23 protein-coding genes are annotated in these 15,629 nt (G+C 63.7%); all 23 read right to left on the bottom strand.

The window, feature by feature from the left end; translation table 11 throughout:
- Nucleotides 1-99 precede the first annotated feature (99 nt).
- Nucleotides 100-429, bottom strand: coding sequence for a helix-turn-helix domain-containing protein (locus VWN43_RS16305; protein WP_420493551.1), 330 nt, complete (start codon nt 427-429; stop codon nt 100-102).
- Between the two features lie 32 nt (nt 430-461).
- Nucleotides 462-650 (bottom strand): hypothetical protein, encoded by a 189-nt coding sequence (locus VWN43_RS00195; protein WP_320179790.1) that lies wholly within the window; start codon nt 648-650, stop codon nt 462-464.
- Between the two features lie 14 nt (nt 651-664).
- Nucleotides 665-931, bottom strand: coding sequence for a hypothetical protein (locus VWN43_RS00190; protein ID WP_320179789.1), 267 nt, complete (start codon nt 929-931; stop codon nt 665-667).
- Nucleotides 932-992: 61 nt separating this feature from the next.
- Nucleotides 993-1,328 carry a single-stranded DNA-binding protein gene (locus tag VWN43_RS00185; protein WP_305959943.1) on the bottom strand — a complete coding sequence of 112 codons (336 nt, stop codon included), beginning with the start codon at nt 1,326-1,328 and terminating at the stop codon, nt 993-995.
- A 458-nt stretch (nt 1,329-1,786) separates the two neighbouring features.
- The gene (locus VWN43_RS00180; RefSeq protein ID WP_320179788.1) at nt 1,787-2,074 is read right to left on the bottom strand and encodes a hypothetical protein; all 288 of its coding nucleotides are present in this window, start codon (nt 2,072-2,074) and stop codon (nt 1,787-1,789) included.
- A 97-nt stretch (nt 2,075-2,171) separates the two neighbouring features.
- Nucleotides 2,172-2,507, bottom strand: coding sequence for a type II toxin-antitoxin system Phd/YefM family antitoxin (locus VWN43_RS00175; protein WP_320179787.1), 336 nt, complete (start codon nt 2,505-2,507; stop codon nt 2,172-2,174).
- Nucleotides 2,508-2,615: 108 nt separating this feature from the next.
- Nucleotides 2,616-2,891 carry a hypothetical protein gene (locus tag VWN43_RS00170; protein WP_320179786.1) on the bottom strand — a complete coding sequence of 92 codons (276 nt, stop codon included), beginning with the start codon at nt 2,889-2,891 and terminating at the stop codon, nt 2,616-2,618.
- Between the two features lie 162 nt (nt 2,892-3,053).
- Nucleotides 3,054-3,548, bottom strand: coding sequence for a DUF736 domain-containing protein (locus VWN43_RS00165; RefSeq protein ID WP_305959939.1), 495 nt, complete (start codon nt 3,546-3,548; stop codon nt 3,054-3,056).
- 171 nt (nt 3,549-3,719) lie between these two features.
- Entirely contained in the window at nt 3,720-3,992 is a 273-nt protein-coding gene (locus VWN43_RS00160; RefSeq protein WP_320179785.1) for a hypothetical protein, read from the bottom strand.
- A 71-nt stretch (nt 3,993-4,063) separates the two neighbouring features.
- On the bottom strand, nt 4,064-4,306 hold the full coding sequence (locus tag VWN43_RS00155; RefSeq protein WP_320179892.1) for a hypothetical protein: 243 nt from the start codon (nt 4,304-4,306) through the stop codon (nt 4,064-4,066).
- Nucleotides 4,307-4,313: 7 nt separating this feature from the next.
- Complete coding sequence (locus tag VWN43_RS00150; RefSeq protein ID WP_320179891.1) at nt 4,314-4,652, bottom strand: hypothetical protein; 339 nt, start codon at nt 4,650-4,652, stop codon at nt 4,314-4,316.
- Nucleotides 4,622-5,305: a hypothetical protein gene (locus tag VWN43_RS00145; protein ID WP_320179890.1), complete on the bottom strand. Its 684-nt coding sequence runs from the start codon at nt 5,303-5,305 to the stop codon at nt 4,622-4,624. The genes VWN43_RS00150 and VWN43_RS00145 overlap by 31 nt, the downstream gene beginning before the upstream one ends.
- A gap of 11 nt (nt 5,306-5,316) precedes the next feature.
- Nucleotides 5,317-5,814 carry a hypothetical protein gene (locus tag VWN43_RS00140; RefSeq protein ID WP_320179889.1) on the bottom strand — a complete coding sequence of 166 codons (498 nt, stop codon included), beginning with the start codon at nt 5,812-5,814 and terminating at the stop codon, nt 5,317-5,319.
- 159 nt (nt 5,815-5,973) lie between these two features.
- Nucleotides 5,974-6,468 carry a DUF736 domain-containing protein gene (locus tag VWN43_RS00135; protein ID WP_305959939.1) on the bottom strand — a complete coding sequence of 165 codons (495 nt, stop codon included), beginning with the start codon at nt 6,466-6,468 and terminating at the stop codon, nt 5,974-5,976.
- 151 nt (nt 6,469-6,619) lie between these two features.
- Nucleotides 6,620-6,967, bottom strand: a complete 348-nt coding sequence (locus tag VWN43_RS00130; protein WP_320179888.1) for a hypothetical protein — start codon at nt 6,965-6,967, stop codon at nt 6,620-6,622.
- Nucleotides 6,964-7,155: a hypothetical protein gene (locus tag VWN43_RS00125; protein ID WP_320179887.1), complete on the bottom strand. Its 192-nt coding sequence runs from the start codon at nt 7,153-7,155 to the stop codon at nt 6,964-6,966. Before VWN43_RS00125 ends, VWN43_RS00130 begins: the two co-directional genes overlap by 4 nt.
- A 3-nt stretch (nt 7,156-7,158) precedes the next feature.
- Nucleotides 7,159-7,524, bottom strand: a complete 366-nt coding sequence (locus tag VWN43_RS00120) for a DUF3768 domain-containing protein (protein WP_320179886.1) — start codon at nt 7,522-7,524, stop codon at nt 7,159-7,161.
- A complete protein-coding gene (locus VWN43_RS00115; protein WP_320179885.1) occupies nt 7,517-8,419 on the bottom strand; it encodes an adenine nucleotide alpha hydrolase family protein in 903 nt (300 codons plus the stop codon). The genes VWN43_RS00120 and VWN43_RS00115 overlap by 8 nt, the downstream gene beginning before the upstream one ends.
- Entirely contained in the window at nt 8,416-11,367 is a 2,952-nt protein-coding gene (locus VWN43_RS00110) for an ATP-binding protein (RefSeq protein WP_320179884.1), read from the bottom strand. The genes VWN43_RS00115 and VWN43_RS00110 overlap by 4 nt, the downstream gene beginning before the upstream one ends.
- The gene (locus tag VWN43_RS00105) at nt 11,342-12,547 is read right to left on the bottom strand and encodes a helicase HerA domain-containing protein (protein WP_320179883.1); all 1,206 of its coding nucleotides are present in this window, start codon (nt 12,545-12,547) and stop codon (nt 11,342-11,344) included. The genes VWN43_RS00110 and VWN43_RS00105 overlap by 26 nt, the downstream gene beginning before the upstream one ends.
- A gap of 9 nt (nt 12,548-12,556) precedes the next feature.
- Complete coding sequence (locus VWN43_RS00100; protein ID WP_320179882.1) at nt 12,557-13,648, bottom strand: phosphoadenosine phosphosulfate reductase family protein; 1,092 nt, start codon at nt 13,646-13,648, stop codon at nt 12,557-12,559.
- On the bottom strand, nt 13,645-14,280 hold the full coding sequence (locus VWN43_RS00095; protein WP_320179881.1) for a DUF7007 domain-containing protein: 636 nt from the start codon (nt 14,278-14,280) through the stop codon (nt 13,645-13,647). Before VWN43_RS00095 ends, VWN43_RS00100 begins: the two co-directional genes overlap by 4 nt.
- A gap of 47 nt (nt 14,281-14,327) precedes the next feature.
- On the bottom strand, nt 14,328-15,614 hold the full coding sequence (locus VWN43_RS00090) for a hypothetical protein (RefSeq protein ID WP_320179880.1): 1,287 nt from the start codon (nt 15,612-15,614) through the stop codon (nt 14,328-14,330).
- Nucleotides 15,615-15,629 lie beyond the last annotated feature (15 nt).

Genomic DNA, 15,629 nt, shown 5'->3' with positions numbered 1-15,629 from the left:
GCATAATGGGGACCATCTTCTGGTAGATCTGCTCTTCGTTATCTTCGGTCTCGTTGATGACTAAGAGTGTGAGGTCGTCAATGCCTTCCTGTGAGAGCTCTAATCCATGGGACTGAGCCAGGTCTCGCACACGCGCTTCGGCGCGTGCAGTTCGATCTCGTTGCGTAGGAGTAATGTCTTTGAGTGGCTTAGGGCCGGGTCCGCAAAGCACCCATTCGGGGGATATGTTACAGACGAGCCGCAAGCACGCAAACATCTTCGCAGGGGGGAATTTCTTCCACTTTCCCAGGCTATAACCGAAGATTTGTTGAATCCCGATGCTTCGGCGAATTCTTCTTGTGTCAAACCCGCTGCTTTGCGTGCGTCACGAAGGCGACGCCCAACCGCTTCGAGTGAAAAGCCGGGCACTGTGGTTGTAGTACGCCTCATGCACTGTGTTCCTCGATGCTCAAGTTACCCGATCAGGGCTCCCAGACATAGGGCACGTAGTCGTCCGGTTTGACAACATAATAGCGTGCAGAGGTCGGTCCTCCGTGCAGTGTGTTCATTTGCTGGGCTTTTTCCTCGGCCGCAGCTTGGCTGAGATCGGTTGAGACCACGCGGTCGCTTACATTGTCCCGGCCGAAGTTGTCGATCGCGATCACTTGCATGGCAAAAACTCCCGTCAAGCCGCTTTTGGAAGCATAGCGGCGATCTCGGCGCGTTGTGCTTCCAATGTCGAGAGGTGATGGACGTAGATCGGGCCGAAAGCGATTGTTTCGGCCAGGTCCTCGTCGGTTTCGAGGATATCGAATGCGGTGTTGCGATCCAGTGCCTCGAGATCGATGGTCTCGAGCATGATTTCGCGGCGGGCGGCAAAGCGATTGAGCTCGCTGAGCTTACGTTCCGCGCGCGCGGCGTCGCGCTCGGCGAAAAGGCCGAAGTCCTTCATGGCAATTCTCCTGGGTGAGATGGTGAAAGGACGGCGCTTGCGCGCCGCCCATCGGTGTCGGTCAGATGAACTCGACGTTTTCGGCGATGATCTCGCAGCCGTACCGGTCGTTGCCGTCGGCATCCTGCCAGCGCGAGTAGTGGAGCCGGCCGGTGATCGCGAGCTGGTCGCCCTTCGCCTTGTGGTCCCGAAGCGGGAGACCCATGCCGTTGAAGACGGTGATCTTGTGGAATTCGGCGTCGGTCTTCGTGTAGCCGGTCTCCGGATCCTTCTGGACGCGGCCGTCGCGGATGACGGGGCGCTCGGTGACCAGAAGCAGCTCGGTGACCTTGGTCTTGCTGCCGTCGCGGGCGATCGGATCCTTGGCCAGTCGGCCGACGAGGTTGACGGTGTTCATTTCAAAAGCCTCCTTCTGAGCCGACGGCTTGTCCGCCGGTGCCCTTATCGAGCCCCGGAAGGAGGGGTGGGACACCGCGCATTCGTGCGCGGGAAACCTCGAAAATCGAGGTGGTGCGGGCAGCTCGCGAAGCGAGCAACACGGCTCGTATTTTCGCAGGTTGGCCCTAAGCCCGACCGGAGGGGCAGGGGCACTGGACGGCGGACACGCACTCGGCTTGGAGGTGCTGGGAAGACTTGAACACCGTTCTCGTTTGTGGCGGAGGCCCGAAAATCGGCGGGAGTCAGACCATGTCAGCTGCTTGGCGCCGGCCCCGTCTCAGGGCTTGTGAAGTGCCGGGATCGACGCAGCCACGATGCGCCGCTGTCCGCGATCGTCGTCAAGGCTATACCGTCGGGACAGGAGGGTGCCTGAGGAACCGGATGAACCACGGCGGTGGTGTGTTGAAGACCGCTTTCTCAGGGTGCGCGGAAGACGATCGTGGGGGTCCTCCCGACCATTGCGGTGCCGATCGCCGCGGTGAGCTTCTTCGATGCCGGGTTGGCTCGCATGAGGGAACCATCGGGCTGCGGGACGATGTCGGGGCCGGACCATTGGAAGACGTTGACTTCCTCGATCACGACGTCACAGTCGTCGGGAAGCCCCAGCGCTGCACGCTCACGCGGATGAACGGGAACGCGCGCTCCGGTCGAGGACCTGGAGATCGCCATGACCGAGACGATGTAGAGCCCGTCTATCGGTTTCACGCCGTAAATGTAGCAGGGCCGCGTCTTGGTGGCGTTTTCCTGGCCCTTGGCGTCCTCGCGGGCCCAGAGGTACCCGTAATCGATGATGGCGCCAGGCTCAGGCGGTCGCGGTTTCGCGTTCTGCCCGCTTGCGGTTTTGCTTGGGATGATGGGCGCCCGCGCCGGCGTCTTCCTCGTAGCTGTCCGGGGCGTCAGGGTGGAACGCCGGCGGCGCGGTGGTGATTTCTCCGATGACATCCTTCAGCTGCTCCGATTTCAGGGCACGCGCGAACAGCTTTCGAAGCGAGTTGTACTCGTCGACCGGCACCATGACGACGCGGACTTCTCCGTGGCGTTCGAGACCGATGGGTCTGCGGATTGCCTCGTCGTAATAGTAGCCGACCTTCTTCGAGAAAGCGGTCGTGGTGACGGTTTCTCCGTAGGCTTGTTTCATGTTCGTCTCCGCTTTCATCATCGCCAAGTTACCAATGGGCCAGGCCCGTCGTCGTCGTCATTACCGTCATGCGGATAACGATCCATATAATCCGGATAGTCCGGATTTTCAAGAGAGATCAGAGAGATCGATGCACGCGGCAAAGCCGATGGCGTTCGGGTCTGGCAACAGCACCGCGGTGATATCGTGAACGCTCCACACGGTGAGATCCTCCCCGACGGCGAGGGATAGACAGCGATGCGTCTCGATGAGAAGCGCATTCCAGAGCTGTGCGTCCGCGATCGAGCTTCCGTTGATTGCGGAGATGCAATCGAGTTCTCCTTCGCGAACGCGCCCGATAATGATGAAATTCGGCAGGCGCTGTGTCCTGGGTTGCTGGGGCACGGTCTGGTTCCTTCGATTGCCTGCCGTATACCCACCCTCTTTCCTTTGTCGGTGGCGCAGGAGCTGGCGGCAGTAAAAAGGCCCGCCCGCGGGGGATCGCGCGGACGGACCTCGTGAGGGGCCGATGCGGGAGGGGTCGCACCGGCCCGGGGGACGCTGTCGTCAGGCGTCGGCGGTCTCCTTCGCCTTGGCCTTGGTCTTCGGCGAGGGAGCGGTGCTCTCGCCCAGGCCGTCGCCGCCGGTGGTCGAACCGGCCTGCTCGGGCTCGCCGCCGGTTGCGTTCAGCGGCGGCAGGGTGTCTTCGCCTTCGCTGGCCATGCCAGGGAGCGTGCGCTTGCGCTGCGGACGGCGCCAGGCGACGTTGTAGGAGCCGTCGTCCTGGCGGAACATGGCGACGTCGATCGGCTTGTCGAGGCTGGGATCGTCGATCCGACCCGAGAGGAACACCTCGCCGGTGTCGTTCGACGAGTATTCCCACAGCGCGCCGACCTTCACCCAGCTGCGGCGGTCGGCCGAGAGCGCCATCACGTCGAAGGCGGGGGCGCGCTCGTTGGTCGAGACGAACTCGCGCAGGGCGATGGTGGCGGCGAATGCCATGGTGACGATGCGGCCGATGTGAACGCCGTCGGCATTGGCCTTGAGGGTACCGATGTTCATGGGAAGTCTCCTGATGCTCTGTCCGAACCCCTTGTCCGGACCACTTCCCTTCATCCCTCCCTCCCCCCGGGCGCAGCCCGGCAGCGCGCAAACGCGCGCAATCCGCACGAAGCCCCGGCAGGGGCCGTGCGTCAGGTGTTCAGGATTGATCCTTGTCGAACCGGGGTACGGCTATCTTGCGCCCTCGAGCGCATGACCCAGCGTGATCGTCTGACCCGAGGTCGAGACCTGGTAAAGCTCTCCCCTGCGTGCTTGAATGGTCGCCATATGGGATCGGATCTGGCTTTCCAGATCGGCAGGGCAGTCGGGTTCGATATCGGCACGAAGGTCGGAAAAGAACAGGATGGCGAGGCGTTTCCAGTCCCCATGTTCTTCGCGCGTGCGGTCGGCATAGCCTATGCCCGTCGCCAGCGTGGCCACGAAGATGCGATCGTCGAGTTTCATGGGACTCTCCGTTGGGTTTGCAGGAATGTGGGTCGGTTTAGTCGTTCGAACCGAAATTGGTCGCTTCGGGGTTAGACGTCCTGAAGCTCCTCGATGATCTGCTGCGCGTGAACGGCGGGAGCGATCCATGCCTTGTATTTCGGCTTCCACGCGGCGCGGCCGTTCACGGTGTCGGCGACGAGATCGGCCTGGCGCGAGCGCGGAGGCGTCCAGATCGAAACGTCACCGTTGTCAAAGTGTGTGAGCCACACCTTGCCGTGACTGGTGTCGATGGTTTCCTTGGTCGGCATCGCCATTTGCTGCGCCCCGGTCATCACCGCGTCAAGCTTCCGGCGCGCGCCGCGCTTTGCGCAGATGACGAGCCGCAATAGCGGCGTCCTGCCGGGCGAGCTTTGCCTGCAGGGCGCCGATCTCGTTGCGATGCGCCGTTCGAGCTCCGCCCAGATGATGCTGGTAGCGTCGCTCGTGACGGGGCGTCCAGCTGGTCGAATGCCGGCCGAAGGTATACGGCAGGAGGTCGCAGGCTGTCACTTTGCGTTCGGCCTCGGCTGCGAGGCGGTCGCCGATTTCGCCGAGGAGGTGGCGCGTTTCGTCGCGCCGGGCTTGCATCCGGACAAGTTCGGGATCGCTCACTGCGGCCACCGCGGCATTGTCGTCCATTCCGGTTCGTCGGCTGCGATCACCGGGGCGGCCTTTTCAGCCTCGCTTGGCGTGAACACGGTGGCGTCGGCCAATCTTCCGAAGCCGGTTTCCTTGTTCCAGAACGAAAGCCCGTGCTTCGGGTCGCGCGTCGCCAGGACGAGCGAGCGCGCATCCTCGTCTTCGAGCTGCTTGAGGGCGGAGTGCAGGCCTTCCTGGGTTCCCCGGAAGACGACGGCGTCGTCGGTGATGAGGACGAAACCGCCGCCGAATTCGTCGGGGCGAAGCTTGCTGCATCCGTAGGCATAGCAGAACCCCGTCGGTAGGGCGCTCGGGCACGTGGCCTGGACGATGTTGGCCAGAGTCTCTGGGTCGATCTGGTCGCCGCTGACGACAATGCGTTGCCGCCCGTCGTCGGTCATTCCTGCGCAGGAGATCTCGAAACCCGGTATCGGGTAGGCGGGATCGCTGAACAGCGAGCGGTATGCTTCGAACGGGTCCGCGTCGGAGCCGGGGAAGGCGTTCTTGAAGCGCGCGGAGCGGTTCTCGAATTGTTCGCGCCATTCAATGTCGGGCACGAGCGATAGATCGAGGTCGGTGACTTCGCGCAGGAATACGACGTCGCGCGGGTCGGCTTCGAGCACGAAGGACGTCTTGGTGTAGTGGTCGGCCATTTCGGGTTTCCTCAGGCGAGTGCCGTTGCGGCGATGTCGGGGAAAGCGGCGCGCAGGTTGCCGTTCAACGTCTGGAACTCGGCCGGGAAGAAGTCGCCGGCAGGCAGGGGGCGCGTTGTGTTGATGGCGCCGCGGATGGCGTCGGTGCAGAACTTGGCGATCGCGGTCGCGTTCTCGAGCTGAGGCGCAGAGGGCGGTGCGAAGCCAGCGTGGAACCATCGCTCGATTCCCGTCTCCAGCTGTTCTATGTATGCTGCGTGCGAGCCGTCATCCCTAACGGGATCGACGAGTGCTTCCAGCGTGCGGTAAGTGCCGAAATCATGGCGGTTCGCGCAGGAACGCAGCTCGATGCCTTCGGGAGGTTCGCCGAGCAGTGCGATTAGGGCGGCGCGATAGAGCGCGACCTCAGCTCGATTGACATTTGCGAAGTTCGGAGTGTGTCCGATCTGTGCGCAGTCCTCGCCCCACGGCGCACCGCCCAGATCGATCGTGTATGTCTGCTGGTTCATCATCGGCCTCCTCTTGATCGTCGTTCGTCCACCCTCTTTCCTTTGTCGGTGGCGCAGGAGCTGGCGGCAGTAAAAAGGCCCGCCCGCGGGGGATCGCGCGGACGGACCTCGTGAGGGGCCGATGCGGGAGGGGTCGCACCGGCCCGGGGGACGCTGTCGTCAGGCGTCGGCGGTCTCCTTCGCCTTGGCCTTGGTCTTCGGCGAGGGAGCGGTGCTCTCGCCCAGGCCGTCGCCGCCGGTGGTCGAACCGGCCTGCTCGGGCTCGCCGCCGGTTGCGTTCAGCGGCGGCAGGGTGTCTTCGCCTTCGCTGGCCATGCCGGGGAGCGTGCGCTTGCGCTGCGGACGGCGCCAGGCGACGTTGTAGGAGCCGTCGTCCTGGCGGAACATGGCGACGTCGATCGGCTTGTCGAGGCTGGGATCGTCGATCCGGCCCGAGAGGAACACCTCGCCGGTGTCGTTCGACGAGTATTCCCACAGCGCGCCGACCTTCACCCAGCTGCGGCGGTCGGCCGAGAGCGCCATCACGTCGAAGGCGGGGGCGCGCTCGTTGGTCGAGACGAACTCGCGCAGGGCGATGGTGGCGGCGAATGCCATGGTGACGATGCGGCCGATGTGAACGCCGTCGGCATTGGCCTTGAGGGTACCGATGTTCATGGGAAGTCTCCTGATGCTCTGTCCGAACCCCTTGTCCGGACCACTTCCCTTCATCCCTCCCTCCCCCCGGGCGCAGCCCGGCAGCGCGCAAACGCGCGCAATCCGCACGAAGCCCCGGCAGGGGCCGTGCGTCGTCGGCTTGTGTGGATTTTCAGGCCTGGTCGCGCTTGTCGCGAGCTTCGAGCCGCGCGAGGAAGGCCTTCGCTTCTGTCTGGTTGGGCCCGTCGATCGTCGCGAGCGTCTTCATCCGGTCGATTTCGAGACTGGCGGCGATCTCTGCGGGAATGTCGCAGTAGGGCTCGAGCAATCTTATGGCGTCGACGGGCCGCGGGAGTTCGGCCTCGGCGGTGCCTTCCCAGAGAATCGGGACTTCTTCGTCTTCATCGTCCGGATCGGCGGCGAAGACTTGGGCGAAGAACGTGCGAAGGGGGCGGTCCCACCCGATCCATGCGGATGTCGCGGCAACGCCGTCGCGCAGCTGCAGCTGGTGGCGGCTCATGCCGGCGATCTCGCGCGGCGATGGTCGCAGTGGCGCTTTGCCCCTTCCGTGCTGTCGATTGCGCGGCGTACCTTCTCCAGCGCGCGCGGGCAGTTCGCCTTGCGCCATTCCCCTCGGGCCGCGCGCAAATGTCGCAGCGCGGTATCGACGGCCGTTTTGGTCGCCGCGTCTGCTGTCCTGATGGTCATGGCTTAATAATCCTCCGGTTTCATGAGCGTGATCGCACGCCGCGTCTCGGCTGCATTCGCCGGATCTTCGGAACCGTACTCGAATGCAGGGTCGTAGTAGTCGATTTTCATCATCACGCGGATTCCGTCGACCTCGAACCAGGCCATGTCTCTCTCGGGGGAATCGTCCGAAAAGGTGCAGCTACGCATCGCTTTCATGACACGCGCTTGCGCCAGGATGTCGTTGCGGCGGCTCCCGTCGCTGAGGCTGTCGAGCAGATTGAGCGTGAAGATGGTGCGGGCTGTCCGATCGAGGCCGAGCCTCGCGCGATCGTTGAGCTCGGCTATGCGTTCCGTGTTCGAAGCCGCCGGTGCGAGCGTATCAGGCATGATGGGTCTCCTTGCTGTGAAAGCGGTCGAGCCAGCTCGACATTGGTTCGCGTGTTTCCAGGGGCTGCTGCGCGGCCCTTTCCTGAAAGGCGACGAGGTCCGGAGGCGCGGTCTCGATGATCCTGTCGATCTCGGCGGAGTCGAGAAGGCCTTCGTCGCGGATGAAATCCGTCATCCGTCCCGGTCTTGTCCGGGTCGATTTTCGCCAAAGGCCTTCGACGGTCTTCAGGCGGGGGGCCGCCCGCGCTTCGATGAGTACGATCGTTCGCAGCCATTCGGTCGATAGGCTGCGAACCTCGTCGGGTTTCATGGCCGTGCAGAACACGCACGACGATTTCGGTGGCACGGGGAGACCGGCCTCGATGATCCGGTTGGCGCAGGCGGTGCGATCCCAACCCCATTCCCGAAGCGGATATCGGTTGTCGAACAGCGGATCGTCGATCGTCTTTGCGTGCGCGTATCGCTGCCCGTCTCGCGGCGAGGCGTCATAGCCGATGTAGCGGATGACTTTTTTGCCCTGCACCCATGCCTCGATCGCGGGTTGCCAGGCCTTGATGAAGGCCTCCTGCGGCGCCGCCTTGTATTTGAGCGAGCAGCTATGCCGGCCGAAGGCGATCGAGGGCAGGCATCCATTGGTCAGAAGCGATTCCGTGAGGTCGCGGTAGGGCGGCCAGTTCTTGAAACGCTTGGCCTCGTAGCGCACGACCTCGTAGGCGATGGAGCGCTCCGCCATCCATCGGCGCATGATTTCCTGAAATGCGTAGGTCTCTGTCTTCTCGGCTCCGGTGTCGGCGGTCAAAACGAGATCGGGCGCCTCGCCGCGACTTTCCAGCTCGACCAGCAAGGCCGTGCTGTCGACGCCGACCCCGTAGCACAGCACGCGCGGCGAGCTCATGTCGCCTGCTCTTGATCGCAGACCGTCACATCGATCGGGCTGTCGTGCGTGAAGGCGATCGTCACCTTCTTGCCTTTGGGCAGGGTCCACATGATGCGTGCGATCGCGTCGCGGAATTGGGACGCGATGGCGGCGTCCTCGCCGATGAGGATGCGGTAGGCGAGTTCGCGAGCGTCGCGGAGAAACCGGTCGTGCTGCGTGTCCCAGCTATCGGCGTCTGAATCGTTCCAGGCGGAAAAGCAGGCATTGTCGAGGAGAGCGACCAGCCCTTCGGGCTGGAGGGCGTCCGAGGCGACGTAGGCGATCGTCACGTCCTCGATTCCGTCGGAGCAGCATCCGTCAGGGAAGGTGAGAACGATATCGGCCTCGACGCGCTCCCGGGCGGCACCATCACATCCCTGGTCATCGATTGCGTATTCGAGATGAATTTCCTGCGCGATGGTAACGGCAGCGAGGGGCGGATCGGCGGCGATGGCGTCCACGGTGTGGATCGCGGCATCGGTGCGAACGACGAAGTTCGGATCGCGCATTTCGCGTAGCGCGTCGTACCAGCTGTAGCCTTCGAAGCGGGAATTGCGGTCGACGAGCTTGGAACGGATGGGCGTGCCGCGAAGCGCGCGTGCGATTATCTGGCCGAAATGCGCTTCGTGCGCGTCCATGAGAAATTCATCGCCGGTGATGGTCCGGCGCTCGCCGGCCTCGGTCCCGGTGTCATTGTCGGCGATGTCGGGCTCCCATGCGGTGAGAGCGGCTTCGGCCTCGGCAAGCGGGATTCCTAGTGAAGCCGCCCTGCTGTAGCTCTCGAAGCTGAGGCTGTGCGATTTCTGTGCGGCGATCGCGCGATAGCAGGCGACCTCGCAGGCAGCCTTGAGGGTCGTCAAACCGGCGTTTTCGACGAATTCCTTGCGCGCCGGCAGGACGAGCTGCAGTTCGGGCGTATGCCCGATATCGATGCGGGCATGGATCTCCTGTCTGCCGACCTGCGCCACCTCGAAAAGGCGAGTGAAGACGGTGACGCCGTGGAAGTTCACGGTTGGGGTCCGGTGATAAGGCCGGCCATGAAAGATGCCGATCCGGCTGCCGTTCCAGTCCTCGACATGGATGGCGCCGCTCAGGAAGTCCTTTCGAGGCATGTCCCTGCCGGCGAACCGGACGGGGATCGGAAAATACTGCGAGGCTTCCCTGACGGCGTTCTCGACCGATCCTTCGCAAGCGCCCGGCAGGAGGAACGAGATCGAAGTTCCCTTCCGCCGTTCGGAGCGATCCACGGCGATCTCCACGTCTCCGGTCCATGCATCGGCGGGGATTGCGATCCGCCAGGCAGAACCTGTCGAATCCGATCGGGACTCGATCACGGTCGCCTTGCCGGCAAGGCTGAAGACGCCCATCCCCGCGGGATCCTCGGCGCTGGCGACCTGGGCGTCCCAACGCGATGCGCCGAGCGCGAGAACGCGAGCCGGATCGTCAATCCCGCAACCGTCGTCGTCGATGGTAATTCGCAAGCCGTTTTCTCGAGGCGTCGCGTCGACGTTGACGGCGCTCGCGCCGGCCCTGCGGGCGTTCTGCAGCAGCTCGTTCAGGATGTCGCTCAGCGAGCCGTTGAAGAGTCGTGTGACCTTCCCGATCGTGTCGGGGCTCACGCTTGCGCGAATGGGTTCGTACTTCACCGGGTTCCTCCTTGTCTGATTGATTCCCGGCATTCCCCCCCCTCCCCCTTCATCGAGCGCCAGAATGGTCTCGATCGATGGCGCGGGCGTCGTCCTGGGGCGGCGGCCGAAATGGAGTCCGTGCTTCGTCGCGAATTTCGAGACGGACATGGGCTTTCGGCCCAAGGCCCCTGCGAGATCGGCGATGGCGATTTCGTTCTCGTAGGCGACCTGGAGTGCGCGCAGTTCGTCATCGGACCAGGGCCGGATGTAGCCGTGGACGAGACCCAGCACGTTTGCGCGGGTCGAGATCGCCAGTTTGGAACGCCCCAGAAATCTGGCCAGCGCCGCGTTCGACATGGTCCCGTAATGCGCCTTCAGGCTGGCTATATCGGCGTCAGTCCAGTCGGGGCCGCCCCGGAACCCGTTTTTCGCGCTGTGGCTTCCCGTGAGACCTAGATGCTCCGCGCGCCACTTGATCGAATGCCGCGTTCGTCCGAGCCGTGTTCTTAGCGGTGTGAGGCTTGCTCCTGTCGCGTAGGCCTTGCGGAGTAGCGCATCTTCCTCTGGCAACCATGCCCGGCCCCAGCCCCTGGTATAGCCGGCGGCGCGGATCTTCGGGCCGAAGCCGGCCTTGCTCCTGCGGGGGAAGCCCTCGTTCACCATGATCTCGATCGCGTCGCGATAGGCAATGCCGGTGTCGAGGAGTTCGAGGGCGCGACAGATTTCCGGTTCGGTCCATCCCGCGGGGTTGCTGGGGTGTTTCAGTCCGAGTTTGGAGGCGCGCGAAGCCGTTCCGCTAACGGGCCGGCCGATGATCGCCGCGATCTGGGAGACGTCGGTCGCGCGCGTGTATCCGGCGCGGAGCTGGGCATCCTCCCATTCGGTCCATTCGGGCGGTTGCGGTTCCGTCAGTTCGAGGATCTGTGCCCGGACATAGACCGCGCTGCAGCTTCGTCCGAGGTCGCGGGCTATCGTGGCGGTCGCCTCGTTGCCGTAGCGCCGTGCGAGTTCGGCATCGTCAAGGTCGGTCCATTCCCTGGTGGAATTTCGCCGCAAACCGAGAGCGTGGATTTTCGACCTGACCGAATGCAGGGGTCGGTCAAGACGCTCGGAGATGGCCTGGAGGGGTTCGTCGGCGCCGAACAGGTCTTTCAGCGCGTCCGTTTCCTGCGGTGTCCAGGCATCGTGCCTGAAAGGCATTTCGCGCAGCGGCTGCGCCGCGTGCCCAGAAGTGCCAGGCACGAAGGGGGCCAGTTCAACGACATCGAAGTCGTCATGCGAGAGCGACAAGGTCGACATTGGCGTTCTTCTGCCGCAGCCGGGCCGAGAGGCGCGCTATGCGCGTGTCGTCGCGGTGGGTGGTCTCGATCGCGCCGATCGCCGACAGCGTGTCGAGAGCATCGTGGATGTCCTCGCGCTCGCGTCCCGTATGGGCCGACAGGTCGGTACAGGTCGTCGCGTTAGGAGAGATCTTCGCCAGTGCCTGAACGGTGGTTATCGCGAGAGTCGCGGCGGGATCGAGGAGGAAGGCATCGAGAGCCCTCGTCCCCTTGAGCGTCAGCCTGCTCTTCTCGGGTTGCGCCAACGTGCGCATCGCGTCGAGTGCCAGAAGGCTTTCGGCCTCCTCGGCGCTGTGATCGGCCGAGCCGACGAGTTGCGGTGTTGCGCCGGTATGCCTTGTGATGGTCGGATCGATCTTCGCGAGCGTGGCGCTGGCCTCCAGGGCCGGTCCCATCGCATAGAATTCGCCGGGCGCAAGCGTGCGAAGCTTGTCCGCGTCCTTGGCCGAGAAGCCGAGGAAATCCGCCGCGCGTTTCACGTCCCTGTCGAACACGTTCAGGCCGACAAGGAAGTTCAGGAGTTCGCTGGTCACGGATGCGCTGAGTTTGGCGAGCCGCTGCGTCGCGACGATGGTCGCGAGACCTCTCTTCCGCCCGCGCGAACACAAGTCGGTTAGGGTGGCGACACCAAGGCGGCGGGTTTCGGCGTCCTGCGCTCGCCCGGCAAGGTGGGGCGCTAGGAGATGTCCCTCGTCGATGCAGACCAGCATTGTGTTCGACCACAGGTCGCTAGGGGTGCTCATCAGTCCCGCGAAGAACGCCGCGGCCTTGATGATGCGCTGCTCCGGATCGAGGTCGGACAGATCGATGTGAAGCGGAATGCGATGTTCGCGCGCGCGCAGCGCCGCGGCGCCGAGACCTTCTGCGGTGATCTCGGTTCCCTTGATCGTGGTCGCGCCGATATGCGCAGCGAGGTTCCCGAACTCGGCCTCCGGATCGACGATGACCGTCGTCATGAACTCGAAAGCTTCTTCGATAATCCGCCTCAGGGTCGCGCTCTTTCCGGCGCCGCTGGTTCCCTGGATCAGCAATCGACCCGCAAGGAGGCGGTCTAGATCGAGTTCGAGCGTGCCCGCGTAATGTCGGCCAATCGGGACGCGGTTTGCGTTGTGGGAAGGTGTTTCCATGATTGTCTCCATGATGTCGTATCAGGCCGCCTTGGCGGCATGGAGTTCGGCGAAGCGCTCGCGGATCATCGCCGGTCCCGGCCAGTGGTCTGTGAGGCCGTGGGTCGAGGTCAGCTCGCTTCGGACGCGATGAATCGTTCTGGCTTCCTCGAGATCGGGAACCCGGGGCGGCCAGCCCTTTGTGAACCGCAGGTCGGGCGGCAATCCAGTCTCTAAATCGCGCCTTCGATCGCCCATTCGCTTGGCGTTCGCTACGTCTGTGGACAGCTGTGGGCCGAGCAGGTGCGGACTGACGTCTGCGAGCCAGCGTCCAGGTTGGAAGGAGAAGCCGGAACGGGCTTCGATCCCGACGATCGCGCGATAGGCGGGGTGGTTTCCTTCGCAGGTGGAGGAGACCGCGAGGTTGTTCAGTCCGGCGAGCACGCAATAGCTGCAGCTGAGCCGGTCCGCGCCGCGGCCATAGGCCTCGTGAAGCGGAATGGCGCGCATAGCGTGATAGGCGAAGACGTCGCGTGCGGACCATTCGACGATCGGATGCCAAGTCAACATGGTTGTTCCGGCCCTGTTGCCGACGGGGGCGAAGCGAAGGTCGGGCTTGCTGATCGGCGCTTTGGCCCTGGCGGGACTTTCCTCGCGCCGGATTCCGACGATCGAAATGATGGTTTCGCCTGCGAAGCGTTTCCTGAGCTCGGCGCCGATCGGCTGAACCTTGGCCTCGCCTGTGCAGAAGCGGAGCTTGGCAGAGGAGAAGGGTGAGACGAGCTGGTAGGTCTCCAGGTTTTCGTAGCGGCGAAGCGAACTCTGCCAGCGTTGCTCCCATCGTTGGATCAGACCTCCGGCCTTGCGCCTGACAATGGAGAGGTCGACTCCGAGCATGGCTGCGATCGTCTCGACGAAGCCTGGAGTGGATGGCCATTCGATCAGCCCGAGATCGGCATGAATGGCGTGACGGCGATCACGCGGGTGTCCGATCCGGTCGAGATGCGCTTCGACGGCGAAGGCGGCCGCGCTCGAATCCTTTCCGCCCGAGAGGCTGTAGACGACGTGCGCGCCGGAGCGCAGCGCGGATGCGATTGTGTCGTCGCTCGCGACGGCCATTCCCTGCGAGTTCATGTCAGCCTCTTCGGCCGAAGCTCTGCCGGGGGATCGATGATCTCATGGGGAACCGAAGCCAGCACAGTGACTTCGCCGCGTTGAGAATAGGCCTGCTTGTCGACCAGCGCGCAGACTTCGTCGTCGCCGTAGGTCGGACGCCCGAGATGATTTACCGACACGAGCCGGCGTGCGATCACGCCGACCTTTCCTTCCGGAACCCATTCGGCCCAGTCTCCCCAGGCACTCGTCGTACAGTATTCGCCTATCGCGGCTTCGTAGGCGGCGCGCGTGCGCAGGACGTGGGACTCGTTCGGTGGGACGGTTTCTCCGGTATGTGCGGCGTAACGATCGGGGTGCCAGCACCGGGCCGTGTCGCGGACGAGTTGCAGGAAATCTGCAGTGCAGGTTTTCTGCACTGCAAGCTCCCGCTCGAAGGCGAGGTAGACTAGGGCCCAGTTCGCGTCTTCTTCGTATACGGGAGCGTCGAGCCGCAGGGCATCGGGCATTGCGGTCTGCCGGGCGTCAGAGAGGAGGAGCCCGCCGTGGCTGGCGGTCATTACAGACCAGATGCCGGGAGCCAGCTGATCGGCCTGCTGGACCGGTCCCCAAGGCGAGGTTTCCGGGCGGGGCGTGGATGCAAACAGGGACATGAGCGAAACCTCCTTTTGGTTCGCTTAATCCCCTCCCCCTCCCCCTCTCAGCTTATGATTTGTCTCGCGTGATCGGCGATGACGTCCGCTGTTATGTCGCTCAGCGGCAGTGCGACGACCGGGCCGATTTCGAGGAGCCGGTCGTGCTCAATCCCGCGAAGTTCCAGATATCCGCTGTCGGCGGACTGGAGAACCTGCAGGGCGAAGGTGATCTGTCGCCCCGATGCCTGATGCTTCACTGCAACGAGGAAATCGGGCCTCGCCGATCCGTGTTCGGTTTCGATGTCGAACAAGATCTTTTTCACCGCCATGCGGATGCCGTCACGTCGGAGGGTGTATTGCGCTTTCTGGAGTCCCCGGAGAACGTCCCGGTCGTGGTCGCGCTCCGTCGGGACGAACTGGTTGCCGGTGAAGACAGGCTGTGCATAGGCCCGCAAGGCGCGGTAGCCTTCACGCTTGCTGTGTTCGCCGACGACAGCGAGGACGAGGAAGGGTGGCTGGACCTCGGCGCGGATGATGCCTGTATGCTGGATGCGGTTGCGGATCTCCACGGTGCCGAGGCCGGTCACGATCTCGCTGCTGGTCACTTGGTTGGCTTCGAGAAGGAGAAACGCTTGCGGCGCGAATTCCTCGGGCCAGTCCTTCTCCGCTTCGCGCAGGCGGGCGTGGACGACGTGCTTTTCGTATTCGATGGCCGTCGTGTAGAAATGGTTCATGAGCCGGACGCCGGGAGCGATGTTGAACTGTCCGGCGACCTCGCGCAGGCGCCGCATCTCGGCGCTTATGGAGCCGTCGCGTGGACCCTCTGGCGGGAGCTCGCGCAGGACGTTTGAGCGCGCACGCTCAAGCAGCAGCCAGAGCAGTTTGCCGAGCCGCGGAATGGCGACGCCGCGAGACCTGTCGTCGGGCTCGCTTGCATCGGGCTTTTGGGCAAGTTTTTCTGGCGCTTTCTGGTGAGCGATGAACAGGCCTTTGGGCTGTTCAATCTCGTAGAGAGCGTCGCTGCCGGTTTCGCGGATACGCTGCGGTGCCTGCGGCATGTAGAACGGGCATTTGGGATTGTGCCCCGGGCGAGCCGTCAGGCGGCGCAGATAATAGGTTTCCTGGAAACTGAGATATGCTGGGCTCATGATGGGTGGCGAACGGTCCTGCGCCAGGCAGTCGCACGCGAGCCACTTGCCGTTCTCGCGCGAGGTGACGACGAGAGATACGGACGCTCTGTGGTCCGCATCGTCGCCCTTCCCTGTATACCAGCGTATCAGCGCGTCCTTGAGACCGTCGCTGATCGCGACGCGACCCGTCAGGCCGCTGGTGTCCTTGGGTATGAGCCACATGATCTAAACCGGTTG

It is taken from the genome of Qipengyuania sp. HL-TH1 (assembly GCF_036365825.1).
In the GTDB taxonomy this organism is placed as follows: domain Bacteria; phylum Pseudomonadota; class Alphaproteobacteria; order Sphingomonadales; family Sphingomonadaceae; genus Qipengyuania; species Qipengyuania profunda.
Note: the sequence above shows the minus strand (reverse complement) of the source record. Positions and strands in the feature narration are given on the sequence as shown.